Source organism: Kribbella alba (assembly GCF_039529635.1).
Classification (GTDB): domain Bacteria; phylum Actinomycetota; class Actinomycetes; order Propionibacteriales; family Kribbellaceae; genus Kribbella; species Kribbella alba.
On sequence record NZ_BAAANE010000003.1, the window covers coordinates 374,569 to 397,878 of the forward strand.

The window sequence follows — 23,310 nt, forward strand, 5'->3', positions numbered from 1 at the left end:
GGCTTCCGCCGGACCGGCCACAGGTCGGGAACGGCGAGACCGAGACCGCTTTCTGGCAGCGCCGGACCCGTGACAGGGGTCGCAGGATGCGCCGGAAGGCCTGAGGAGACCCGCACTGCATGCTCGAAAACGAGCCGACTACCACCGAGACAGCCGAAACGGCTGTCACCGCCACCGAGCAGCCCGCCAAGAAGGCGGCTGCCAAGAAGACGACCCGCAAGCGCCCGGCCAAGAAGGCCGCCGCCGCGAAGGCCGCCCCCGCTGACACCGCTCCCGACACCGCCGCCGTCGCGCCGGTCGAGGCTGCCGTCAGCACCCAGTCCGATGCGGAGGCCGCCGATCCGGCGCCCGCACCGGTCAAGAAGGCAGCCGCCAAGCGGACTGTGAAGAAGACCGCGGCCAAGCGCCCGGCGAAGAAGGCCGCCGCCGCGCCGCAGGACACTCTGCCCGAGGCTGACGAGCCCGCAGTCGCTGCGCCTGCTGCTGAGGCCTCCGCCGCCAACGAGGCTGCCCCGGCCGCGCGGACGGCCAGGAAGACCACCCGCAAGCGCACGTCCAAGAACGCCGCGGCCGCGCCGCAGCCGGATCTGGTGACTCCGGACACCGCCGTCACCGATGGCCCGGTCGCCTCGGCTGACGTCGCCGAGGACGAAGCAGACGCGAACGACGCGAACGCCGCGAACACCGAGGCGGGCCAGGCGCGGGCCGACTCCGCTCAGGCTCCCGCCGGCCAGGCTGAGGCAGCACCCGCGGATGGGAGCCAGCGTCGTACGCGTCGCCGGGCGCCTGCCGCAGCGGCGGTGCTGTTCCAGGCGCCGGTCGACGTGCCGGCCCAGGCCGCTGCCACCAGCCCGGTCGAGGCCACGCCGGAAGAAGCGCCTGCCGCCGAGGTCGCGGTCGAGGAAGAGCAGCCGACCACGAGCCGCCGTCGCCGGAGCCGTCGCGGCCGGGACGCCGAGGAGGTCGCGGTCGAGCGTGCCGAGCCGGTCCTCGAGGAGGCCAAGCAGGTCCAGCCGGAGGAGGCCACGGACAGCGACGCCGAGACCGATGAGGCCGACGGTGAGGAGGGCGAGGGGACCCGGCGCCGTCGCCGCCGCCGCGGTGGCCGTCGCCGCCGCAAGGCCGGTGACGCCGACGGCTCCGACGACAGCGCCGACGAGCACGACGACGACGCGGACGACGAGAGTTCCGACCAGTCGGACAACGACGACACCGACGAGCAAGATCAGGCCGGCGAGCCCGACTCCGACGACGAGGCCGAGGGCTCCGGCGCCTCGTCCCGCCGCCGGCGCAGGCGTCGTCGCCGCAAGGGCGAGGACGCTGCCTCGGCTCCGGACGACCCGGACGAGATCGTCGTACGGGTGCGTGAGCCGCGCAGCAAGAACACCGCGAACGAGATCACCGCGGTCGAGGGTTCGACCCGGCTGGAGGCGAAGAAGCAGCGCCGCCGCGAGGGCCGCGCCGCCGGTCGCCGCCGCGCACCGATCGTGACCGAGGCCGAGTTCCTGGCCCGCCGCGAGTCGGTCGAGCGGACCATGGTGATCCGCGCCCGCGGCGACCTGACCCAGATCGCCGTCTCCGAGGACAACGTCCTGGTCGAGCACTACGTCGCCCAGGAGGAGCAGGTCTCGCTGATCGGCAATGTGTACCTCGGCCGGGTGCAGAACGTGCTGCCCAGCATGGAGGCCGCGTTCATCGACATCGGCAAGGGCCGCAACGCCGTGCTGTACGCCGGTGAGGTCGACTGGAACACGCTCGGCGCCGGCAACGGCCCGCGCAAGATCGAGTCGGTGCTCAAGTCCGGTCAGGCGGTCCTGGTCCAGGTGACCAAGGACCCGATCGGTCACAAGGGCGCCCGGCTGACCAACCAGATCAGCCTGCCCGGCCGGTACGTCGTGTACGTGCCTCGCGGGGGCAACGGCGGCATCAGCCGCAAGCTGCCCGACACCGAGCGGAACCGCCTGAAGGTCATCCTCAAGGACATCGTCCCGGACGAGGCGGGCGTGATCGTGCGCACCGCGGCCGAAGGGGCGACCGAGGAGGAGCTGACCCGCGACGTCAGCCGGCTGCAGTCGTACTGGGAGGACATCGAGAAGAAGTCGAAGTCCGGCCAGGCGCCGCAGTTGCTGCACGGCGAGCCGGATCTGCTGATCCGCGTGGTCCGCGACCTGTTCACCGAGGACTTCACCAAGCTCGTCATCTCCGGCGACGACGCCTACGACCAGGTCAAGGACTACGTCTCGTACGTCGCTCCGCACCTGGCCGACCGCGTCGAGAAGTGGACCCAGCAGACCGACGTCTTCGCCAACTTCCGGATCGACGAGCAGATCAAGAAGGCGCTGGACCGCAAGGTCTGGCTGCCCTCTGGCGGTTCGCTGATCATCGACCGGACCGAGGCGATGACAGTCGTCGACGTCAACACCGGCAAGTTCACCGGCTCCGGGGGCAACCTCGAGGAGACGGTCACCAAGAACAACCTGGAAGCGGCCGAGGAGATCGTCCGGCAGCTGCGGCTGCGCGACATCGGCGGCATCATCGTGATCGACTTCATCGACATGGTGCTGGAGCTCAACCGCGACCTCGTACTGCGCCGGCTGGTGGAGTGCCTGGGCCGGGACCGGACCAAGCACCAGGTCGCCGAGGTCACCTCGCTGGGCCTGGTCCAGATGACCCGGAAGCGGATCGGTACCGGGCTGCTCGAGGCGTTCAGCGAGAACTGCGACCACTGCGGTGGGCGCGGCATCATCCTGCACGACGAGCCGAAGGAGTCCCGGCGCAGGTCGGACGACGGCCGCAACCGCGGCGGCTCCGGCAACTCCGGCTCCGGGAACGGCAGCAACGATGGTTCCCGGCAGGCGGCTTCGGGCAACGACGCCGGGAACGGCGGCTCGGGCGACGGTGATGGCGCCAAGAAGAGCTCCCGCAACCGGGGGCGTGGCAGGGGTCGCGGTCGTGGCGAGGGTGGCGACGAGCAGTCTGAGTCGACCGAGACCCAGAACAACGACGCAGCCCAGAAGCTGGCCCAGATCGCCGCAGCCTCCGCGCTGACCACCGTTGAAGCCACCACTGAAACCAAGGCAGCCGAGTCGGCCGACGCTGGTGACGCGCACGGCGCCCAGCACCAGTCGGAACAGCGCCACGCTGAGCAGCCCAACGCCAATCAGTCCGACGCCACGCAGGGTAGCCATCAGGGCGAGCCTGCCGACGCCGAGCAGAGCGGCAGTCCCAGGGCTGAGCAGGGGGAGCAGGGCGGCGCTGAGCACGACAGCGCTGAGCACGACAGCGCTGGGCACGACAAGGCTGAGCAGAACGGCTCGGCGCGGAACGGGAGCACCCGCCGTCGGCGGAGCAGCCGGAACCGCGCGGGGAGCAACAAGGACAGTGACGCAGGCAACAGCGGGGCCGACCAGTCGGCCGACGCCTCGAAGCTGGCGTCGACCCCGGTTTGACCCACTCGTGACGCGCGCCGTATTCTTGTCATTCGGCGCGCGTCTCGCGTGCCTCCTTTGTGTGGGCCGCAGTAGGTCTGTGCAGGCCCGGTAAGACTTCCGAACAAACAGAGAGTGAGATCCACGGTGTACGCGATCGTGCGCAGTGGCGGCACCCAGCAGAAGGTCGCCGTCGGCGATGTCATCGAGATCGACAGCTTGACGGACCAGGTCGGCGACACGGTTTCGCTGCCCGCAGTCCTCGTCGTCGATGGCGACACCGTGACGACCGATGCCGCCGCTTTGGCCAAGGTGGCCGTGTCAGCTGAGGTCCTCGGCCGCACCAAGGGCCCGAAGATCAACATCCTCAAGTACAAGAACAAGACCGGTTACCGCAAGCGCCAGGGGCACCGTCAGCACTACACCCAGGTCAAGGTCACCGCGATCGACTCGAAGAAACTGTCGTCTTCTGAGAAGAAGGGGAGCTGATCAGATATGGCACACAAGAAGGGCGCGGCGTCCACCCGTAACGGTCGCGACTCCAACGCGCAGCGCCTCGGCGTGAAGCGGTTCGGTGGCCAGCTGGTCAACGCCGGCGAGATCATCGTTCGCCAGCGTGGCACCCACTTCCACCCGGGCAACCTGGTCGGCCGTGGCGGCGACGACACGCTGTTCGCGCTGGCCGAGGGCAAGGTCGAGTTCGGCACCCGTCGCGGGCGCCGGGTCGTCAACATCGTTCCGGCCCCGGCGGAGTAACACCGCCACCCGGAGTATCAGAGCCTTTGCAGTAGTTGTCGAAAGGGCGGGTCGCGGAATAGCGCGACCCGCCCTTCGGCTATGTAGGAGGGCACCTTTTCGGCGACGGCCTGTCGCCGGGGCGCCGACAGCACCATCCGGCAGCAAATGCCGGCGGCAACAACCAGCATTCACCCAGCAGGAAGCAGAAACCGATGGCGATCCCCAGCTTTGTCGACCGTGTCACGGTGCACGTCACCGGTGGCAACGGCGGAAACGGCTGCGCCTCGGTGCACCGGGAGAAGTTCAAGCCGCTCGGCGGCCCCGATGGGGGCAACGGCGGTGACGGCGGCAGCGTGATCGTGCGCGTCGACACCGACCTGACCACGCTCGTCGACTACCACCGCTCCGCCCACCGCGCCGCCACCAGCGGTGCCCAGGGCAAGGGTGACCACCAGGCCGGCAGCAAGGGCGGCGACGTCATCCTGCCGGTCCCGGACGGCACAGTCATCAGTACGCCGGAAGGCGAGGTGCTGGCGGATCTCGTCGGCCCGGGCGCGGAGTTCGTCGCGGCCCAGGGCGGCAAGGGTGGTCTCGGCAACGCCGCGCTGGCCAGCTCCAGCCGCAAGGCCCCCGGATTCGCCCTGCTCGGTGAGGACGGCGAGGAACGCACGATCGTCCTCGAGCTCAAGGTGGTCGCCGACATCGGGCTGGTCGGATTCCCGAGCGCGGGCAAGTCGTCGCTGGTCGCCTCGATCAGCCGCGCCCGGCCGAAGATCGCCGACTACCCGTTCACCACGCTGATCCCGAACCTCGGCGTCGTCGTGGCCGGTGACACCACCTTCACCGTGGCCGACGTACCGGGCCTGATCGAGGGTGCGAGCGAGGGACGCGGGCTCGGACACGACTTCCTGCGGCACGTGGAGCGGTGTGCGGCTCTGGTGCACGTGATCGACACTGCGACGTACGAGCCCGGGCGCGATCCGCTGAGTGATCTCGACACCATAGAGGCCGAGCTCGCCGCTCATGGCGGCCTGGAGGACCGGCCGCGGCTGGTCGCCCTGAACAAGGTCGACGTGCCGGATGCCAAGGAGATCGCCGAGATGGTGACGGCTGAGCTCGAGCAGCGCGGCCTGAAGGTCTTCTCGATCTCGACCGCGAGCCACGAGGGCCTGGACGGGCTGAAGTTCGCGATGGCGGAGATCGTCACGAAGCGCCGGGAAGAGGCCGCGAAGCCGGACACGACCCGGATCATCATCCGCCCGCAGGTGACGGGTGGACCCGAGTTCAAGGTCAAGAAGACGCCCGACGGTGCCTGGCTTGTCCAGGGCGAGAAGCCCGAGCGCTGGGTCCGGCAGACCGACTTCGGCAATGCCGAGGCGACCGGGTACCTGGCGGACAGGCTGAACCGGCTCGGCGTCGAGCGCGAGCTGTTGCAGCTCGGTGCCGTCGAGGGCGATGCCGTGATGATCGGCGACGGCCCGAACGCGGTCGTCTTCGACTTCGCGCCCGAGGTCCAGGCCGGCGCCGAGATCCTGGCCCGCCGCGGTGAGGATCACCGGCTGGAGGAGCCGCGCCCGGCCGTCCAGCGTCGCCGGGACAAGGACGAGGAGTACCACGCGTTCCGGTCCGGCGAGATGGACCGCCCGGCCGACCTCTCGGAGTACGGCAAGGGCTGGATCGAAGACGAGGTCGACCTGTCCCCGGCCGAGACCAAGGCGGCCCAGAAGGCGGCCGAGAAGCTGGCTCGCAAGGAGGCTCGCGAGCTTGCCGCGGCCCGGGAGCTGGGCAACGACGACAGCCTCGAGACCGACGAAAGCTCCGCGGAAGAAAGCAGCAATCAGGACGCATGATGCGGCGGATCCCATGAAGCAGCGCGCGGAGGTCGTCAAGGCTTCGCGGATCGTGGTCAAGGTCGGTTCGTCGTCGCTGACGCAGCGCGGCCGGATCGACCTCGAACGCCTCCGCCTGCTCGTCGACGCGATCGCCGCCCGCCGGGTCGAAGGCACCGAGGTCGTGCTGGTCTCGTCCGGTGCGATCGCCGCCGGCCTCGCGCCCATGGGCCTCCGCTCGCGTCCGCGCGACCTCGCCACGCAGCAAGCGGCCGCTTCAGTCGGCCAGGGCCTGCTGATGGCTCGGTACAGCGACGCCTTCGCCGCCCACGGACTGCGCGTGGGCCAGGTGTTGCTGACCGTCGACGACGTGACCCGGCGCAGCCACTATCGCAACGCCTACAGGACTTTCGCACGGTTGCTGGAGCTCGGCGTCGTCCCGATCGTGAACGAGAACGACACGGTAGCGACCACCGAGATCCGCTTCGGCGACAACGATCGACTGGCCGCGTTGACGAGCCACCTCGTCCACACCGACCTGCTGCTCCTGCTGTCCGACGTGGACGGCCTGTACGACGGGGATCCGCGCAAGCCTGGCACCACGATGCTGTCCGACGTCTATGGACCGGCAGACCTGGAACGCCTGAAGATCGGCCGCACTGGTTCGTCCGGCGTAGGCACTGGCGGGATGCAGACGAAGGTGGAGGCGGCCGCAATCGCCACAGAGGCAGGGATTCCGGTGATTCTGACGTCGGCGGGACACGTCGGCGAGGCCCTCCGAGGTGACGCCGTCGGCACGCTCTTCCACCCGACCGGTCGTCGTCGCAAGACCCGCTTGCTCTGGCTGGAGCACGCCACCTCGGGCCAAGGTCGCCTCCAGTTGGACGAAGGCGCAGTACGAGCAGTCACTGAACGTCGTACGTCGCTGCTGCCCGCGGGGATCAGCGGAGTCGAAGGCACTTTCTCCGCAGGGGATCCGGTGGATCTGGTGTCGCCGGAAGGCGTGGTGGTCGCGCGCGGTCTGGTGAACTACGACGCCAGCGAACTGCCCGAGCTCCTCGGCCGCTCCACCCGGGACCTGGCCCGCGAACTCGGAGCGGCCTACGAACGCGAGGTCGTCCACCGAGACGACCTCGTCGTCCTCCGCTGACGAAGCCGCAAACCGCCTGCCGCCTGCCGCCTGCCGCCTGCGTCCGAAGGACCGTGGGCTACGCCCTACGGTTCTTCGGACGCTGCGTTTGTGGGGGGACCTCAGCGGCGGTCTTTTACTGCGAGAACGGGGCATTCGGCCTGGAGCAGGATGGTTTGGGCCTGGCTGCCCATGATCAGCTTGCCGACCGGGGTCCGGCGGCGCAGGCCTATCACGATCAGTTCGGCGTTCAACTCGTTGGCCAGCTTGAGGATCTGTTCGGCCGCGTCCCGGCTCTCGACGAGCTGGGTGAGCTCGTGCTCCACCCCGGAGTCGGCCAAGCGCTGGTCCACCGATTCCCACTCGGCGTCGCTGGCGAACCGCGGATCGACAAGCGACTCACCGCGGCTGGAGTTCACCACGACCAGCCGCTGCCCGCGCCGCTGCGCCTCCTCGATCGCGCTGTCCAGGGCGGCATGCCCCTCCGCGGTCGGTACATACCCGACGACGATCGCCACTATCGATCTCCCGCCTGCTCAGAGTGCTGGGGTACCTCAGAGTGCTGGGATACCTCGGAATCCTGCGGCAGCTGCTGCGGTCCTCGCGGCCCGCGGCGGTCCCGGAGCGCCTTCACCAGTGGGGGAACCACCAGCACCAGCAGGATCACGACGTACACGATCTTCGAGAACCAGGTGTTGACCAGGCCGCTGACGTGGCCGTCGCTGATCTGCAGCGCCCGGCGCAGTTGCTCCTCCGCTGTAGGCCCGAGGATGATGCCGATGATCGCCGGTACGACGGGCAGCCCGAAGCGGCGCATCCCGAACCCGAGGGCACCGAGGAGCAGCAGCAACCACAGGTCGAAGGTCGACGTGTTGGCCGCATAAGCGCCGATGCTCGCGAAGAAGAGGATGCCGGCGTAGAGGTAGGGCCGGGGGATCCGCAGCAGCTTGGCCCACATCGGTGCTAGCGGCAGGTTCAGGGCGAGCAGGATCGCGTTCCCGATGAACAGGCTGGCCACGAGTCCCCAGACCAGCTCGGGTTGCGTCTGCAGCAGCCGCGGACCCGGCTGGATGCCGTAGCCCTGGAAGGCGCCGAGCATCACCGCTGCGGTCGCGGTCGTCGGGATCCCCAGGGTCAGCAAGGGAACCAGACCCCCCGCGGCCGACGCGTTGTTCGTCGCCTCGGGACCGGCGACGCCCTCGATGGCACCCTTGCCGAACTCCTCGGGGTGCTTGCTCAGCCGCTTCTCCGCGACGTACGAGAGGAAGGTCGGGATCTCGGCGCCGCCGGCGGGGATCGCGCCGAAGGGGAAGCCGATCGCAGTACCGCGAAGCCAGGGCTTCCACGATCGACGCCAGTCCTCCCGGGTCATCCGGGCCGCGCCGACGGTGATGATCTGGGCCGGTGTACGACGCAGGTGCGCGGCGATCCACAGAGCCTCGCCGACCGCGAACAGCCCGACGGCGACCACGACCACATCGATGCCGTCGGCAAGTTCTGGCAGACCGAGGGTGAGCCGCTGCTGGCCGGAGGTCGGGTCGATCCCGATCAGGCCGATCAGCAGACCGATCGCGAGCGCGGCGAGGCCGCGGACCTTCGACGAGCCGAGCACCGTGGTGACGGCGATGAAGGCCAGCACCATCACGGCGAAGTAGTCCGGCGAGCCCATCTTCACGGCCAGCTTGACGATCGCGGGCGCCAGCAACGCCAGGCCGAGCGTGCCGATCGTGCCGGCGATGAACGACCCGATGGCCGCGGTGGCCAGGGCGGCGGCCGCTCGGCCTTTTCGGGCCATCTTGTTGCCTTCGATCGCTGTCACCACCGAGGCGCTCTCGCCTGGAGTGTTCAGCAGGATCGACGTGGTCGAACCGCCGTACATGCCGCCGTAGTAGATGCCCGCGAACATGATGAAGGCCTGCGTCGGGCCCAGCGTGTACGTCAGCGGCAGCAACAGCGCGATCGTCATCGCCGGACCGATGCCGGGCAGTACGCCGATAGCGGTGCCGAGCAGGACTCCCAGGAAGGCGTAGAGCAGGTTCGTGGGATGCGCGGCCGTGGCGAAGCCGTTGAGCAGTTCGGAGAGCCCGTCCATCAGAGGATTCCCTTGAGGATGCCGACCGGCAGCGCGATGCCCAGGCCGAGGTTGAACAGGTACCAGGTGCCGACCGACAGGGCGACCGAGATGATCGCGTTGCGGATCAGGTGCCGGCCGCCCAGCGCGAACGTGGTGCCGAAGAAGAGCACCGCTCCCGAGACGGGCCAGCCGAGCCGCTCGATCAGCAGGATGTTCGCGACGAAGGCGATCACCAGCAGACCGAGGGTCTTCCAGTCGCTGCCGTGCTCGAGGTCGACGTCCTCACCGGCTTCCTGCTCGCCTCGGCCACCCCGCAGGATGTTGACGGCAAGCAGGACCGCGGTGACGACGAGCAGAATTCCGACCGCGACCGGGACCGTCTTCGGCCCGACCGGCCCCCGGGTCTGAAGCTCCGGGAGCCGCAGGGCATCGGTGATCGCCCAGGCACCGAGCAGTAGGAGCAGGAGGGCCACTCCGAGTTCGGAGCGGCCCTGCTTCACGACCTTCATCAGGCGACGAGGCCGAGTTCCCGCAGAACGCCGGCGACCCGGTCGTTCTCCGACGTGAGGAAGGTCTTGAACTGGTCACCGGTCTGGAAGGCGTCCGTCCAGCCCTGGTCGGCCAGCGTCTTCTTCCACTGCTCGGAGTCGTGCATCTTGGTGAGCAGGTCGGTGAACTGCTGCTGCTTCTCGGCCGACAGTTCGGGAGGCGCCACGATGCCACGCCAGTTGGTGAACACCAGGTCGACGTTCATGCTCTTCAGCGTCGGTGCGTCGATCCCGGCGACCGGCTGCTCGCTGGTGACCGCGAGGATCTTCACGTCACCCGCCTTGGCCTGCTCCGCGACCTCGCCGATGCCGGTGGCGGCGAAGGACACCTTCTTGCCGAGGATCGCGGTCAGCAGTTCGCCGCCGCCGTCGTACGGGACGTAGTTGACGTCCTTCGGCTGCACGCCGACCGCCTTCGCCAGCAGCATCGGCGTCAGGTGGTCAGGACCGCCGGCGTTCGAGGCGCCGCCGACCGGCACCTTGCCCGGTTCGCCTTCCAGGCCGCGACGAGTTGGTCGAGGGTCGTGTACGGCGAGCCCTTCGGTACGACGATCGCCTCGGCCTCCTCGACCATCTTCGCGATCGGCACCGTGTCCTGCAGGGTGGCCTTCGACTTGTTCGTGAAGACGGCCCCGACGACGCCGAGACCCATCTGCATCAGGATGTCTTCTTTGCCCTTCTCGTTCACCAGCCGCTGCAGGCCGACCGTGCCACCGGCGCCGGCGGTGTTGAACACCTCGACCGTGTCGGTCAGCTTGGCGTCCTGCATCGCCTTCGCCGCGGCTCGGGCGGTCGTGTCGTAGCCGCTGCCGGGGGAGTTGGGGACGAGGATGCGCAGACCCTTGACCGGGCCGGAACTTGATCCGCCGGAAGCGTTGTCATCGGCGCTGACGCCGCAGCCGGTCGCCGCCACGGCGACAGCCAGTACTGCGGTGATGCTGGTGAACCAGGTCCGTGCTTTCACGGCGGACTCCTTCTTCGGTGGTGCGGTCGCCGCCAGCGTGCCGTGGCCGCCCCAAGGGTGTCACCGTTACGAACGCAAACTCAGTTGTGTTCATTGTGCTCACCGAAAGGTTGGCGCGATCCGGCCGTGCCAAGCACAATCAAGCCGTGACAGCGAGGTGGCGAGCACTCCGAGGGCGGCGTCGGTGGACGCTCGCCGGCCGGATGCTCGCCATGCAACTGCTCATTGTGCTCATCGTGTTGGTCGGCGTGGCCGCAGTGTCGCTGGCCCAGTCGAACGCACGGTTCCGGGACACCGAGACCAGACGGGCGCTAGCCATCGCCGAACGGCTGGCCGTCACCGCGGGCGTTCGGGAGGCAGCGGCCGCGAACGGTGGCCGTGCCTATATCGGGCAGGCACAGTCCGTGGTCGAGTCCGGCCGCACCTTCTCCGGTTCGACCTATGTGGTCGTCGCGGTCCAGGATCGGCGCATCATCGCGTCCACCGACCCGCTACCCCAGAACTCCGTGCTGCGGGTCCAGGAGACCGACGCGTTCCTCGGCCGCGCCTGGATGGGGCAGGACGAGGTCACCGGCGCGGCGCTGGCGATGGCGCCGATCATCAACGTGAACACCCGGGAGACCGACGGCGTGGTCGCGGTCGGACGCCAGTACCCGTCCCTGATGGCCAACCTCGCGGACGCGAGGCCGAACCTGCTCACCTATCTCGGCATCGCCAGCCTGCTCGGCGTGCTCGGGTCGTTGCTGCTGGCAAGGACCGTGAAACGCCAGACGCTGGGGCTGGAGCCGCGGGAGATCACCGGTCTGGTCGAGCAGCGGGAGGCGTTGCTGCACGGCATCAAGGAGGGTGTGCTCGCGGTCGATCTGGAGCGACGGATCACCATGGTCAACGACGAGGCGGCCCACCTGCTGGGCATCCCCCTGGCCTCGGCGGGTCGTGCGTTGTCGGCAGTCGACGACACCGGCCGGCTGCTGGAGATCTTCGACGGCCCGGACGCAGCCACCGACCGGATCCTGCCGCTGCACGGTCGGGTGCTCACGCTGAACCGGATGCCCGTCCGCAGCCATGGCCGCCACATCGGCTGGGTCGCGACCTTCCGCGATCGGACCGAGTTGCTCGAGCTGCAGCGCGAGCTCGACCTGACTCGCAACACCACCGACACCCTTCGCGCGCAGGCCCACGAGTTCAGCAACCGGATGCATATCGTCAGCGGCCTGATCGAGCTGGGGGAGTACGACGACGTCCGCCGCTACATCCAGCGGATCGCTGCGGACCAGACCGAGCTCACGGCGGGAGTCACCGCTCGGGTGGCCGACCCGGCCGTTGCCGCCTTGCTGATCGCGAAATCCAGCCAGGCTGCCGAGCGCGGAGTCAGCTTCGTGGTCGAGCCGGCAACCTGGCTTCCGCGACTCGACGAGCGACTGGCGACCGATGTGTCGACGGTGCTGGGTAACCTGGTCGACAACGCGCTCGATGCAGCCGCCGGCGCCCCGGATCCGTTCGTCGCAGTCGAGGTACTCGAACGCGCGGGCGCAGTACGGATCCAGGTTCGTGACTCGGGACCCGGAGTGGACAGCGCGATGCAGCATCGGGTCTTCACACACGGCTACAGCACGAAGGTGACCGAGCCGGGCGATGACGACCACGGGATCGGGCTGGCCCTGGTACGGGTGATCTGCCGGAAGCGCGGCGGTGACGTGGCGGTCCACAACGATGCGGGTGCGGTGTTCGTGGCGACCCTGCCGGTGCTCACCGCGGCGGCGCACCCATGATCCAGGTGCTCGTCGTGGACGACGACTTCATGGTGGCGCGGCTGCACTCGAGTGTGGTCTCGCAGCAGCCGGGGTTCGAGGTCGTCGGAGCCGCGCGTACCGGGACGGAAGCACTGGCAGCCGTCCGGACGCTGCGGCCGGATCTCGTCCTGCTGGACATCTACCTGCCGGACATGAGCGGTCTCGAGGTGTTGCGCCGCTTTCGTGAGTCGTCGGCGGACTACCCGGTCGACGTGATCGTCATCAGCGCGGCCCGCGACCTCGACACCTTGCGTACCGCGCTGCGCGGCGGCGTCTTCCAGTACCTGGTCAAGCCGTTCGAGATCGAGTCGCTCCGCGCCCGGCTGGAGGACTACGCCACCCACCGGGCCGAGTTGCACCGCCTCACCGAGGTCGACCAGAAGGAGGTCGACCGTGTCTTCCGCACCCAGAGCGGACGGATCGCGGCGGCGCCGAAGGGCATCAGTCCGGAGACAACAGACCTCGTACTGCGTGCCCTGGGTGAAGCTCCGGCGGACGGGCTATCCGCCGGCGACTGCGCCGAGGTGACAGGCTTGTCCCGCAGCAGCACCCGCCGCTACCTCGAACACCTCGTCACGGTCGGCCGCGCCGAGATGCGCCCCCGTTACGGCGTAGCCGGCCGTCCCGAACGCCGCTACCGCCTCCTCACCCGCTGACGCTGGCTTTGTCGTCACCCGTCAGGGCAGGCGTTCGCCGATTGCTGCGAGGGCTGTGTCGCGGGCTCCCGGCACGTGGGATTCGGCCAGCTCACGGGCCTTGACGGCATCCCCGGCCATGAGTGCCTCGAGGATGGCTTCGTGTTCGTGCAGAGCCGTAGTTCGGCGCTGCTGCGACTGGTTGGTGAAGGCCCGGTGACGCGCGGCGTGGAGGTGGCGCGGCGGATCACTTCGGGAGCGGCGTTCGTGAACGCGGTCGTGGCGTCCGATCCGCGGGTGCCTTTCGGTGGTACGACGCGCAGCGGTTACCGGCGTGAACTGGCCGCTGCCGGAACCTGTGAGTTCACCAATGCGAGGACCTACTGCGTGCGAGGCTGAGACTCCTGGGCACGGGAGCGGGGGATCGCCCTACGATGAAGGCGTGAGCGAGATCATCGAGTTGTGCCGTCGGGCCCGGGAAGCCTCGTACGCGTTGTCCGCGGCCTCCCGCGCGACCAAGGACGCCGCGCTGCACGCCATGGCCGCGGCGCTGCGCGACAACACCGAGCAGATCGTCACGGCGAACGCGAAGGACGTCGCCGCCGCGCGAGAAGCCGGTACGCCGGAGTCGACCGTGGACCGGCTGGCTCTCGATCCGGCCCGGGTGGACGCGATGGCCGCCGGGCTCGAGCAGCTCGCCGGCCTGGTGGACCCGGTCGGCGAGGTCGTCCGCGGGTACACGCTGCCCAACGGCCTGGAGCTCCGCCAGGTGCGCGTGCCGTTCGGCGTGGTCGGCATCATCTACGAAGCCCGCCCGAACGTGACAGCCGACGCGGCGGGCATCTGCCTGAAGTCCGGCAACGCGGTGCTCCTGCGCGGTTCGTCCTCGGCGGCCGAGTCGAACGCCGCGATCGTCGAGGTACTCCGCGCCGCCGCGGCGGCGACCGGTCTGCCGGCCGACGTGATCCAGGGCGTGCCGGGGGACCGCGCCGCCGTCAAGGAATTGATGCAGGCACGCGGCCTGGTCGACGTACTGATCCCGCGTGGTGGGGCCGGGCTCATCCAGACAGTGGTGTCGGAATCCACCGTGCCGGTGATCGAGACGGGCGTCGGCAACTGCCACGTCTATGTCGATTCCGCTGCCGATCTGGATCTCGCGCTCACCATTCTGCTCAACGCCAAGACCCAGCGGCCGAGTGTCTGCAACGCCGCCGAGTCGCTGCTGGTGCACGCCGAGGTCGCGTCCGAGTTCCTGGCGAAGGCTTTGCCCGCTTTGGTGGACGCTGGCGTCACTGTGCACGGCGATGCCGAGGTTGTTGCTGCGGGCAAGGACATTGAGTCGGCTGCTGACGTTGTGCCGGCGACCGAGGAGGACTACGGCAAGGAGTACTCCTCGCTGGATCTCTCGGCCGCTGTGGTGCCGTCGCTCGAGGCCGCGGTGGAGCACATCCGCCGGTACAGCTCGAGTCACACGGACGCGATCATCACCCGGTCGCAGGCGGCCGCCCGGCAGTTCGTCCAGGCGGTGGACTCGGCCGCGGTGGTGGTGAACGCGAGCACGCGGTTCACCGACGGTGGCGAGTTCGGGTTCGGCGCCGAGATCGGGATCTCCACCCAGAAGCTGCATGCACGCGGGCCGATGGGACTGCCGGAGATGACGTCGACGAAGTACATCGTCATCGGCGATGGGCAGATCCGGAACTGAGCAGCGGGGCCGCGTCGATCGAGTGCACGGTCAGATCCCCGGCCGCCAGGACCGCCAGCGCGGCCGCGTAGTCCGACCCGGCCTCGAGGTCGACCAGTTGGACCGGCCCGTCGTACCCGTGCCACTCCTGCACCTCGGCCGGCTGGTCGGGCGCGCTGACGATGACCTTGCGCAGATCCGCCCGCATCCCGTGGCCCGTCGCCTTCACGACCGCTTCCTTGCGAGTCCAGTACGCCGTGAACGCGCGCGCCCGGGCGGCTGGTTCGTACCTCGCGAGCTCCTTCGTCTCCACCTCGGCCAGGCTCACCGTGGCGAGGGAGTCCGCGTCGATCTTCGGGTCGATCACCTCGACGTCGAGGCCGACCGGCGTACTGGGGTGGAAGGCCACGGCCACAAGATCGCCCGAGTGCGATACGGACAGCTGCATCCCCTCGGTGCGAACCTTTCCGTGCGGGCGGCCGCAGTCGGGACAGGTCCGATCGAGCTTCACCTGGTCGGGCGGCAGCAGGAGATGTACGCCGAGGACTCGGCGCGCGACGGCGCAACCAAGGAGGAAGCGGGCCTTGTCCTCGTCGCGGGCATAGGCGACGAGACGGCCGTGCTCGGCGCCATCAAGCTCGTCGGCCAACTCGGGTCGCGCGTCGCTGACCCGCGCCCACCAGACCTCGACGTTCACCGGCCAGCCTCGGCAGTCTCGACGGCCCAGGTGATCGCCTCGGCGCTGGGTTGATTGACCTTCATCGGGATTCCATCACGTTTGATCCGGCCTCGAGAGGAATTGAGCCTACCCCGCTGATCGACGTCGCGAGGGGATCGCGCCGTCGGCTCACCCGGGCACGTCGCTAGCCGGCTCATTCCGAGATGGGAGCGGGGCGCGCTTCCCAGCGGGTCGACAGGATCACGGTCGTCCGGGTCCTGACCACGCCGTTCACGCGGCGCAGGTTGCCGACGACCTCCTCGAGCTCGGTCACGTCCGCGACCCGGACCTTCACCACCAGCTCCTGGTCGCCGGCGACGAACCAGCAGTCCTCGACGGCCGCGATCTCCCGGACGCCTTCGACGATGTCGTCCGTCTCCACGTCGTCGCGCTGGAACAACCCGATCAGCGCGCTCGTCCCGAGCCCGACCTGTTCCGGCGCGACCACGGCCCGGTAGCCGAGCAGTACGCCGCGGTCCTCCAGGCGCTTCACCCGCTCCTGGACACTCGGCCCGGACAGGCCCACCACCCGGCCGAGCTCCGCCCAGCTGGACCGTCCGTTCGCCCGCAGCGCCTCGATCAGCTGCCGATCGATCGCGTCCATGGAGCTCCTCCGTTGCCGCAGATTCGTAGGCAGATCGCTGGGTCTGCCTTTAATTCGTTTGTGTAGAGACCTTCTCTATCGTACAATTTCCTGTGTCGGGCCGCCCGTTCCGACATCCGCCTCAACCTTGCGAAGGAATCATGATCACCCCCGAAGTTGCCCGTGCCCACATCGACGAGCTGCACCGTGTCGCTGCCATGCACCAGCGTGCGCACGCCTTGCCGTCCGCCTGGCGCCGGCTGCTGACCCGCTACATCCGCCACAGCTGACCCACCCCTCCCGCGCGACCGGCCGGCCTCAGGCCACCGGTCGCGCTTGTGCAGGGCGGCAAGAGATAGGCTCTGCCCCATGGTTTCCCAACTTCTGCCGCAGCTCGGAGCAGCCGCCGCTGAGGCGTCAGTCATCTCGCCCTGGTGGTTCGGCGGGTTCGCCTTGTTCGTGCTGATTCTGCTGCTCGCCATCACCGTGATCATGGGCAAGGGCCGGCCGCACAGCTGAGGCGGCTGAACAAGATGGTGGATTCCCCCGAGCGGGTGCGACCCGGCCGCAGGCTGGGCGTGATGGGTGGCACGTTCGACCCGATCCACCACGGCCACCTGGTGGCAGCCAGCGAAGTACAGTCGTACTTCGATCTGGACGAGGTGATCTTCGTCCCGACGGGTCAACCGTGGCAGAAGCTGGACCGCGAGGTCTCGCCCGCCGAGGACCGGTACCTGATGACGGTGATCGCCACCGCCTCGAACCCCCGGTTCTCCGTCAGCCGGGTCGACATCGACCGCCCCGGCCCGACGTACACGATCGACACCCTGCGGGACCTGGCCGGGCTGTATCCCGACGCGGAACTGTTCTTCATCACCGGTGCCGACGCGCTGGCCCAGATCCTCACCTGGCGCGACGTGGACGAGATGTTCAAGCTGGCCCAGTTCGTCGGGTGTACCCGGCCGGGGACCGAGTCGCTCGAGCTACCGCTCGACAAGCTCCCGATGGACCGGATCACCCTCCTCGAAGTACCGGCGCTGGCCATCTCGTCGACCGAGTGCCGCCAGCGGGTCGCGAAGGGCAACCCGACCTGGTATCTCGTCCCCGACGGGATCGTCCAGTACATAGCCAAGCGCCAGCTCTACACCAACCACTAGAAGGAACACATGCCTGCCACCGAACGCGTCGTCGAGCTGCTCACCGCGGCAGCCGAGGCGGCCCACGACAAGAAGGCCGAGAACGTTCTCGCGTTCGATGTCTCCGAGCAGCTCGCCATCACCGATGCCTTCCTGGTCGCCTCCGCGTCCAACGACCGCCAGGTGCGCGCGATCGTGGACGCGATCGAGGAGAAGCTGCGGGTCGACTTCGACGCCAAGCCGGTACGCCGGGAAGGCGCGCGCGAGGGCCGCTGGGTGCTGCTCGACTACCTCGAGGTGGTCATCCACGTGCAGCACGACGAGGAGCGCAACTTCTACTCCCTCGAACGGCTCTGGCGCGACTGCCCGATCATCCCGCTGCCGTCGCCGGTGCCGGGCGCTCCTTCCGCTTCGGCCGAATGAGCGCGGGACGGCTGATCGTCTGGCGGCACGGCCGGACCGAGTGGAACCTGCAGGACAAGATCCAGGGCCAAGCGGACATCCCGCTGGACTCCGTCGGTATCTCCCAGGCCCGGGCCGCTGCCGCACGCCTCGCCTCCCTCGCCCCGACCAGGCTCTTTTCCAGCGACCTCCAGCGCGCCGCGGCCACCGCCGGTGAACTGGCAGCCCTGACCGGCCTCAAGGTCGAGTACGACGAGGCGTTGCGCGAGATCAACGTCGACGACTGGGCCGGCATGACCATGGAAGAGCTGGCCGCGATCCACCCGGAAGCAGCCGCCCGCATCCGCTCCGGCGAACCCCAGCGCCGCGGTACCGCCGGCGAAACCGTCGAGGAAGTCGCCGAGCGCTTCGCCCCAGCCCTGGAGCGCGCAGTCGAGCACGCCGAGCCGTCGGACACGGTCGTCGTAGCCACCCACGGCCTGGCCGCGCGCGTCGGCATCTGCCTGTTCCTAGGCATCCCCAAGGACCACTGGCCCGCCTTCGGAGGCTTGTCGAACTGCAACTGGGTCTCCCTCCTCCCCAGCCGCCACGGCCGCTGGCGCATCGAAGAATGGAACGCCGGCTCCCTCCCAGAACCAGTAATGAGCGACGACCCGCAACGGTGATCCAGTCGTGATCCGGCACCCCTGACCCCGATTTTTCCTTCGGGCAGGGTGTCGGTTAGACTTTCGCAGTCGCAAGACAGCAAGGGGCTTTGGCGCAGTTGGTAGCGCGCTTCCATGGCATGGAAGAGGTCAGGGGTTCGAATCCCCTAAGCTCCACCGCAGGTCAGAGGCCCTTTCCCGGTCGGGAAAGGGCCTCTGATATTTGACCCGGGAGGCTACGGCTTCGCGTTCGCCTTGCCGCCTTGGCCAGGGAAGATCTCGTCCATCTTCGTAGCGCCTTCCGTGAGCACCGGTCGCAGCTCGTGTCGGTAGACCTTCTCCGTCACGTTCGTGCTGGCTTGCCCGACCAACCGCGAGATGTCCTCGATCGGAACACCCTTGCTCGACAGCAGCGAGACGAAGCTGTGCCGCAGTTCGCGAGGCGTCCACATCGTTGGGTCGAGTCCGGCCGCCTTGACAACCTTCCGAAACGCACGGCGCACGTTGGCGGCATCGAGCTGTGTGCCGATCTCGGAGGTGAAGACCAGGCTGAGGTTCTGCCAGCGGCGTCCTACTGCCTGCCGCCGTACCTCCTGGCGCTCCCTGTGCTCCTCCAGCGCTTCCACGCAACGCACGGCCAGCTCCAGCGTTCGCCGGGACTTACATGTCTTCGTGTCGCCGTGAGACCGGACCGAGCGCCAAACCTGGATCGATGGTGGTACGACAGGATGTGCCTTCGACTTCCCGACAAGGTCTAGGTTCGTCCAGGTCAAGGCTCGCACTTCTTCGGTTCGGGCGCCTGTCAGCAGCGACACGACGATGTAGGCGTGCATCGTTGAGGATTCGGCGGCTCTCAGAAGCGCTTGGGCCCGCTGCACCGAGAGCGATTTCGACGGGCGCCCGCCATTGCCAGTCGGGATCTCGCACAGCATCACCACGTTGCGGTGCACCTTCTCCCTCGCCTGTGCCCGCACGATCGACCGACGCAGAATCAGCCTGGCTCGCCTCGCTAGCCGTACTCCGGTACGCCGGGGTTCTTGTGGTCGATCCACCCGACGTCGACAGGCTCGGCACCGTCTCTGAACCCGGTGAGCTCCGGCACCGGCGACATGCTCGCGGAGAGCTTTCGGTGGGAGTGGGTACTCGGTCAGTTCGAGCTGCCCGACCTGCATTCGGGCGCTCATGGAACCGAAGAGGGCGAGAGTTCGTGAGTGACCTGTCGATCCTTGACGCCACGCCGTACTCGCTGCCAAGCGAGCGGCTGGATCCTTGGAGGAGTTGCGGGCGCGGCTCCGTGCGGCCCGATACAACCTCCGTGCTGCGATCGAGCAGGCGCGGAGGATTGGGCTTGTCCGGGAGATGGATCGTGCTCACGGCTACTCGTCCGTGTTCGAGAGCAACAGCATCGAATTTGAGGGACCTGATTTGGCTGGGACTGTGGAGGCGATCGAGTCCGACACAGGACAGAAGGTTCTGCGGGATCTAAACGTTCACCTCCTGCCTGAAGTTCTTCGGCGTGACGAACGTGCATTCGCGGCGATCGGGCTTGAAACCGCTCGTGTGCTCGCCTTGCGCTACATCGGCGGTGGAATGCGTGGCCTGTCGCACTCCGATGTTCGCTCATTGCATTCGGTCGTAATGTCCGGCTCGTGGTTCGCGGGTCAGTATCGAAGCTTCGATGCTCGTATTTCGGGTGCGGATCACGTGCCGTTTCCGACGTACGAGATCGCCTTTGCGATGTCGGAGCTCGCCGACTGGAGTCAGCAGACGGTCGATGATGACTTCGCAGTCTTGCGTGCAGCGATTGGGCACGCTTGGTTCACACATGTTCACCCATTCCAGGGCGGGAATGGTCGCTGGCCCGGCTGATTGCAAATGTGATGCTCGGTCAGGATGGTCTGCCGCCTGCAATCGTGAAAGCACGGTCCCAGAGGAGCCAGTACATTGCAGCCTTGGCGCACAGTGATGAGGGCGGCGACATCATGCCACTTGCGGGGCTATTTCTGGAGACGATCGAGCGCTATGTGACCGAGCTTCAGCGACCGAAGACCTTCAAGAAAATGTTCGACCAGTTGGTCGCGCGTCGCGGTGACAACTACTTCGAATGGTATCGCAATTGCCTGCGCGACTTCATGGATCGGCTTCGCTCCGAGTTGAAGCTTTCCGGCCTCCACCTGACCATGCTGGATGAGCTTTCTCAGGATGTATTCGATCAACTGCGGGAGGGTTATCAGTTCAACGTCCGTAGTGCGGTGATCGCCGACGACCTTGGCCAGGAAATTATGCTCTACCACAGGCACCCATCGACCGCGTCTCGCAACCGATTTGCAAAGGACGACATCGTCCCGACGATCGCGTTCGCGTTACCCAATCGGCGGTGGAACCTTGATCCTTACCGGCGCGCCTCCCGATTTGATCTTGAAGGTCTGTCCGACTTGTGGATCCAGCCGGATCGGCCCGTGCGCGTGTACGTGGATGACAAGACCGGAGTGAGCGCGTGCACTGTGACCGACGCTGCGTCTCGGCTGGCGGACCGTTTGAGGGCTCTTCGCAGTTGAGGGTGTACCGGGGGTCGGCGCGTCGGTCGGCAGATAAGGGTCGAGGTCTCCCGAGGATGGAAGTTCTCACACTGCCCATCCGGAAGACCTCGACGTGCACGACGCTACCCCTGAAACGGGCTTCACCTGCCCTGATGTGACCACATTCGTTCGTGTCGACGAGCTCGGCCTGGAAGTCACCGGGCAGCGACTCGACCCGGGCCGTGCGGTTCTGGCGTGTCGGGTCGTCGATCCCGACGATGGATCCGCGGGATGGTGTCGCCGCTGTGGCTGTGAAGGTGTCCCGCGGGACACCGTGACCCGCCGGCTGGCGCACGAGCCACTCGGGTGGCGCCCCACCACCCTGGTCCTCACGATCCGCCGCTACCGGTGCACCGGCTGCGGGCACGTGTGGCGCCAGGACACGTCCAGGGCCGCCGAGCCGCGCGCGAAACTGTCCCGGCGCGGTCTGCGGTGGGCGCTGGAGGGGATCGTGGTCCAGCACCTCACCGTCGCCCGGGTCGCCGAGGGACTCGGGGTGTCGTGGAACACCGCCAACGACGCGGTTCTTGCCGAAGGCAAGCGCGTCCTCATCGACGATCCCGCCCGGTTCGACGGCGTGCGCGTGATCGGCGTCGATGAGCACGTGTGGCGTCACACCCGCCGTGGCGACAAGTACGTCACCGTGATCATCGACCTGACAGGGATCCACGACGGCACCGGCCAAGCCCGGCTGCTCGACATGGTCGAGGGCCGCTCCAAGCAAGCCTTCAAGACCTGGCTCACCGAACGACCCGATGCCTGGCGCGACGCCGTCGAAGTGGTGGCGATGGACGGGTTCACCGGCTTCAAGACCGCCACCACCGAGGAACTGCCCGACGCGGTCACGGTCATGGATCCCTTCCACGTGGTCCGCCTCGCCGGTGATGCCCTCGACCGTTGCCGACGCCGCGTCCAACAAGCCATCCACGGCCACCGTGGCCGCAACGGCGACCCGCTCTACTCCGCTCGCCGAACGCTGCACACCGGCGCTGACCTCCTGACCGACAAGCACAAGGACCGCCTGAACGCCCTGTTCGCGGCCGACGAGCACGTCGAGGTCGAGGCCAGCTGGAGGATCTACCAGCGGATGATCGCGGCCTACCGGGAGCCAGACCGGGCCCGCGGCAAGAAGTTGATGACCCAGCTGATCGACTCGGTCAGCAAGGGTGTTCCCGCCGCGCTGAGCGAGATCATCACGCTCGGCCGGACACTGAAGAAGCGGGCCGACGACGTGCTGGCCTACTTCGACCGTCCCGGCACCAGCAACGGGCCGACCGAGGCGATCAACGGCCGCCTCGAACACCTCCGCGGCTCAGCCCTCGGATTCCGCAACCTCACCAACTACATCGCCAGATCCCTACTCGAGAGCGGCGGGTTCAGGCCGCTGCTACACCCTCGATCGTGAAGAGCCCGTTTGAGGCGTGGGTTCCCTCGACGCTTCGCGATCCCGAACGATGCGTACGGACTGCTCGGTGGCTGCCGAGAATCCACGGCGGTCCTGGATAGTCGTGCGCGCTGAGCGTTGGCTGAATGAGCGCGCCTGCCGTCGCGCGTAGGTGCGCTGGTGGGCACCTTGTTGCCTACAAGGCGGCAACGTATGCGTTGAAGTCTCGTGCAAACTGCCGTGCATCTGACTCCTTCTTGTTCTTGACGTGCTCACTCAAGACAAACCCGTCTCCCTCAATCACAAGGAACACATCCTTGTCTGAGGTCTTCTTCTTGAAGGCAAGGGCAAAGACTCCTAGGGCAAGGATGCGAGTAGCGGTGAACCTGTCTCTAATCTCTCCCTCTGTCTGGACTGAGGCTTTGGCTCCCTTCATGGAACCCCCGGAATTCTTCTTCATGAACTCGTGTACCTCATCGTCCTTGATTTTCAGGCTGAAGCCGGTTGCCTTGAGACTCAAGAGAGATAGCTGAGCCTTCCTCTGCCTCTCTGCCTGCTTTGCCCTTCGTTCTCCCTTGTCACCGAACATCTTTGTTCCCCTCCTGGTCTTCGTACTGCATCTGTAGGTACCAGTAAACGTCTGCGTCAGTTGGTCCAGTTAGATGATACTCCTCTAGTTGTTCGAACATCTGTTAATCCTTCTCCCTTATTTATTCTCTAAGTGCGGGGCCGTAGGCCCGCGCGCAAGCTTCGCTGCGCAATCAATCTCTCTCTTACAATGGAGAAGTAGTCACTCAGCTTGTTACATGTTCACTGTTACCTGAATGACTACCTCTCCAGAACTTGTTGCCTGGTTTTGGGTAGGCGTATCCATCAGGAGGCAAGCCCTGAGGTTCAAAGCCTGAGGTTCAACCGGTCTCAATAGTGCGGCGCGCTCTCCCACATTAAGTCAGGCCCTTTGCGAGCTAGGGCGCGCTGGATCGCATCGCGACGATCAAGACGTGTGAGACGAGTGGGACACTGTTTCAGGCTGTATGAGAGC

General features: G+C 67.5%; 24 protein-coding genes, 1 tRNA gene and 1 pseudogene. 18 read left to right on the forward strand and 8 right to left on the reverse strand.

Annotation, left to right across the window (positions count from 1 at the left end):
• Positions 1-119: 119 nt before the first annotated feature.
• The 5 genes from ABD210_RS06085 (at position 120) to proB (ending at position 7,145) form a co-directional block, all read left to right on the forward strand.
• Positions 120-3,449, forward strand: coding sequence for an Rne/Rng family ribonuclease (locus tag ABD210_RS06085; RefSeq protein ID WP_344109715.1), 3,330 nt, complete (start codon positions 120-122; stop codon positions 3,447-3,449).
• A 126-nt stretch (positions 3,450-3,575) separates the two neighbouring features.
• Complete coding sequence (rplU, locus tag ABD210_RS06090; protein WP_344109906.1) at positions 3,576-3,917, forward strand: 50S ribosomal protein L21; 342 nt, start codon at positions 3,576-3,578, stop codon at positions 3,915-3,917.
• Between the two features lie 6 nt (positions 3,918-3,923).
• Positions 3,924-4,184 (forward strand): 50S ribosomal protein L27, encoded by a 261-nt coding sequence (gene rpmA, locus ABD210_RS06095; RefSeq protein ID WP_131349792.1) that lies wholly within the window; start codon positions 3,924-3,926, stop codon positions 4,182-4,184.
• A gap of 194 nt (positions 4,185-4,378) precedes the next feature.
• Positions 4,379-6,016, forward strand: a complete 1,638-nt coding sequence (obgE, locus tag ABD210_RS06100) for a GTPase ObgE (RefSeq protein WP_344109722.1) — start codon at positions 4,379-4,381, stop codon at positions 6,014-6,016.
• Positions 6,017-6,029: 13 nt separating this feature from the next.
• A complete protein-coding gene (gene proB, locus ABD210_RS06105) occupies positions 6,030-7,145 on the forward strand; it encodes a glutamate 5-kinase (RefSeq protein ID WP_344109724.1) in 1,116 nt (371 codons plus the stop codon).
• A 101-nt stretch (positions 7,146-7,246) separates the two neighbouring features.
• Here the strand turns inward: proB and ABD210_RS06110 are convergent, their stop codons facing one another.
• The 4 genes and pseudogenes from ABD210_RS06110 to ABD210_RS32410 all read right to left on the reverse strand — a co-directional run bounded on the left by ABD210_RS06110 (position 7,247) and on the right by ABD210_RS32410 (position 10,515).
• Positions 7,247-7,642 carry a universal stress protein gene (locus ABD210_RS06110; protein WP_344109726.1) on the reverse strand — a complete coding sequence of 132 codons (396 nt, stop codon included), beginning with the start codon at positions 7,640-7,642 and terminating at the stop codon, positions 7,247-7,249.
• Positions 7,642-9,216: a tripartite tricarboxylate transporter permease gene (locus tag ABD210_RS06115; RefSeq protein WP_344109728.1), complete on the reverse strand. Its 1,575-nt coding sequence runs from the start codon at positions 9,214-9,216 to the stop codon at positions 7,642-7,644. Before ABD210_RS06115 ends, ABD210_RS06110 begins: the two co-directional genes overlap by 1 nt.
• The gene (locus tag ABD210_RS06120; RefSeq protein ID WP_344109730.1) at positions 9,216-9,707 is read right to left on the reverse strand and encodes a tripartite tricarboxylate transporter TctB family protein; all 492 of its coding nucleotides are present in this window, start codon (positions 9,705-9,707) and stop codon (positions 9,216-9,218) included. The genes ABD210_RS06115 and ABD210_RS06120 overlap by 1 nt, the downstream gene beginning before the upstream one ends.
• Positions 9,707-10,515, reverse strand: a pseudogene (locus ABD210_RS32410) (Bug family tripartite tricarboxylate transporter substrate binding protein). Before ABD210_RS32410 ends, ABD210_RS06120 begins: the two are co-directional and overlap by 1 nt.
• Before the next feature lie 341 nt (positions 10,516-10,856).
• Here ABD210_RS32410 and ABD210_RS06135 point away from each other — a divergent pair.
• From ABD210_RS06135 to ABD210_RS06150, 4 genes are all read left to right on the forward strand, one after another.
• Positions 10,857-12,482 (forward strand): sensor histidine kinase, encoded by a 1,626-nt coding sequence (locus ABD210_RS06135; RefSeq protein ID WP_344109737.1) that lies wholly within the window; start codon positions 10,857-10,859, stop codon positions 12,480-12,482.
• Entirely contained in the window at positions 12,479-13,159 is a 681-nt protein-coding gene (locus ABD210_RS06140; protein ID WP_344109738.1) for a response regulator transcription factor, read from the forward strand. The genes ABD210_RS06135 and ABD210_RS06140 overlap by 4 nt, the downstream gene beginning before the upstream one ends.
• A gap of 141 nt (positions 13,160-13,300) precedes the next feature.
• Complete coding sequence (locus tag ABD210_RS06145) at positions 13,301-13,537, forward strand: aldehyde dehydrogenase family protein (RefSeq protein ID WP_344109739.1); 237 nt, start codon at positions 13,301-13,303, stop codon at positions 13,535-13,537.
• Between the two features lie 43 nt (positions 13,538-13,580).
• A complete protein-coding gene (locus tag ABD210_RS06150) occupies positions 13,581-14,843 on the forward strand; it encodes a glutamate-5-semialdehyde dehydrogenase (protein ID WP_344109741.1) in 1,263 nt (420 codons plus the stop codon).
• On the opposite strand, the gene ABD210_RS06155 is transcribed toward ABD210_RS06150, so the two are convergent.
• The gene (locus tag ABD210_RS06155; protein ID WP_344109742.1) at positions 14,815-15,519 is read right to left on the reverse strand and encodes a 4'-phosphopantetheinyl transferase family protein; all 705 of its coding nucleotides are present in this window, start codon (positions 15,517-15,519) and stop codon (positions 14,815-14,817) included. The genes ABD210_RS06150 and ABD210_RS06155 overlap by 29 nt on opposite strands.
• A 175-nt stretch (positions 15,520-15,694) precedes the next feature.
• Positions 15,695-16,144, reverse strand: coding sequence for an Lrp/AsnC family transcriptional regulator (locus ABD210_RS06160; protein WP_344109744.1), 450 nt, complete (start codon positions 16,142-16,144; stop codon positions 15,695-15,697).
• Positions 16,145-16,284: 140 nt separating this feature from the next.
• On the opposite strand from ABD210_RS06160, the gene ABD210_RS06165 reads away from it, so the two are divergent.
• The 6 genes from ABD210_RS06165 to ABD210_RS06190 all read left to right on the forward strand — a co-directional run bounded on the left by ABD210_RS06165 (position 16,285) and on the right by ABD210_RS06190 (position 18,482).
• Positions 16,285-16,413, forward strand: coding sequence for a hypothetical protein (locus ABD210_RS06165; RefSeq protein WP_344109748.1), 129 nt, complete (start codon positions 16,285-16,287; stop codon positions 16,411-16,413).
• Positions 16,414-16,492: 79 nt separating this feature from the next.
• Positions 16,493-16,642 carry a hypothetical protein gene (locus ABD210_RS06170; protein WP_344109751.1) on the forward strand — a complete coding sequence of 50 codons (150 nt, stop codon included), beginning with the start codon at positions 16,493-16,495 and terminating at the stop codon, positions 16,640-16,642.
• 14 nt (positions 16,643-16,656) lie between these two features.
• Positions 16,657-17,280: a nicotinate-nucleotide adenylyltransferase gene (gene nadD / locus ABD210_RS06175; protein ID WP_425552633.1), complete on the forward strand. Its 624-nt coding sequence runs from the start codon at positions 16,657-16,659 to the stop codon at positions 17,278-17,280.
• Between the two features lie 9 nt (positions 17,281-17,289).
• Complete coding sequence (rsfS, locus tag ABD210_RS06180) at positions 17,290-17,682, forward strand: ribosome silencing factor (RefSeq protein WP_344109756.1); 393 nt, start codon at positions 17,290-17,292, stop codon at positions 17,680-17,682.
• On the forward strand, positions 17,679-18,326 hold the full coding sequence (locus ABD210_RS06185; protein ID WP_344109759.1) for a histidine phosphatase family protein: 648 nt from the start codon (positions 17,679-17,681) through the stop codon (positions 18,324-18,326). Before rsfS ends, ABD210_RS06185 begins: the two co-directional genes overlap by 4 nt.
• A gap of 83 nt (positions 18,327-18,409) precedes the next feature.
• Positions 18,410-18,482: transfer RNA gene (locus ABD210_RS06190), tRNA-Ala, on the forward strand.
• A gap of 59 nt (positions 18,483-18,541) precedes the next feature.
• Here ABD210_RS06190 and ABD210_RS06195 read toward each other — a convergent pair.
• Complete coding sequence (locus tag ABD210_RS06195) at positions 18,542-19,237, reverse strand: site-specific integrase (RefSeq protein ID WP_344109908.1); 696 nt, start codon at positions 19,235-19,237, stop codon at positions 18,542-18,544.
• 454 nt (positions 19,238-19,691) lie between these two features.
• On the opposite strand from ABD210_RS06195, the gene ABD210_RS06200 reads away from it, so the two are divergent.
• The 3 genes from ABD210_RS06200 to ABD210_RS06210 all read left to right on the forward strand — a co-directional run bounded on the left by ABD210_RS06200 (position 19,692) and on the right by ABD210_RS06210 (position 22,289).
• Positions 19,692-20,174, forward strand: a complete 483-nt coding sequence (locus tag ABD210_RS06200; protein ID WP_344109761.1) for a Fic family protein — start codon at positions 19,692-19,694, stop codon at positions 20,172-20,174.
• Positions 20,175-20,257: 83 nt separating this feature from the next.
• A complete protein-coding gene (locus ABD210_RS06205; protein ID WP_344109763.1) occupies positions 20,258-20,863 on the forward strand; it encodes a hypothetical protein in 606 nt (201 codons plus the stop codon).
• 94 nt (positions 20,864-20,957) lie between these two features.
• A complete protein-coding gene (locus ABD210_RS06210) occupies positions 20,958-22,289 on the forward strand; it encodes an ISL3 family transposase (RefSeq protein ID WP_344109765.1) in 1,332 nt (443 codons plus the stop codon).
• Between the two features lie 175 nt (positions 22,290-22,464).
• Here the strand turns inward: ABD210_RS06210 and ABD210_RS06215 are convergent, their stop codons facing one another.
• Positions 22,465-22,857, reverse strand: a complete 393-nt coding sequence (locus ABD210_RS06215) for a hypothetical protein (protein ID WP_344109767.1) — start codon at positions 22,855-22,857, stop codon at positions 22,465-22,467.
• Positions 22,858-23,310 lie beyond the last annotated feature (453 nt).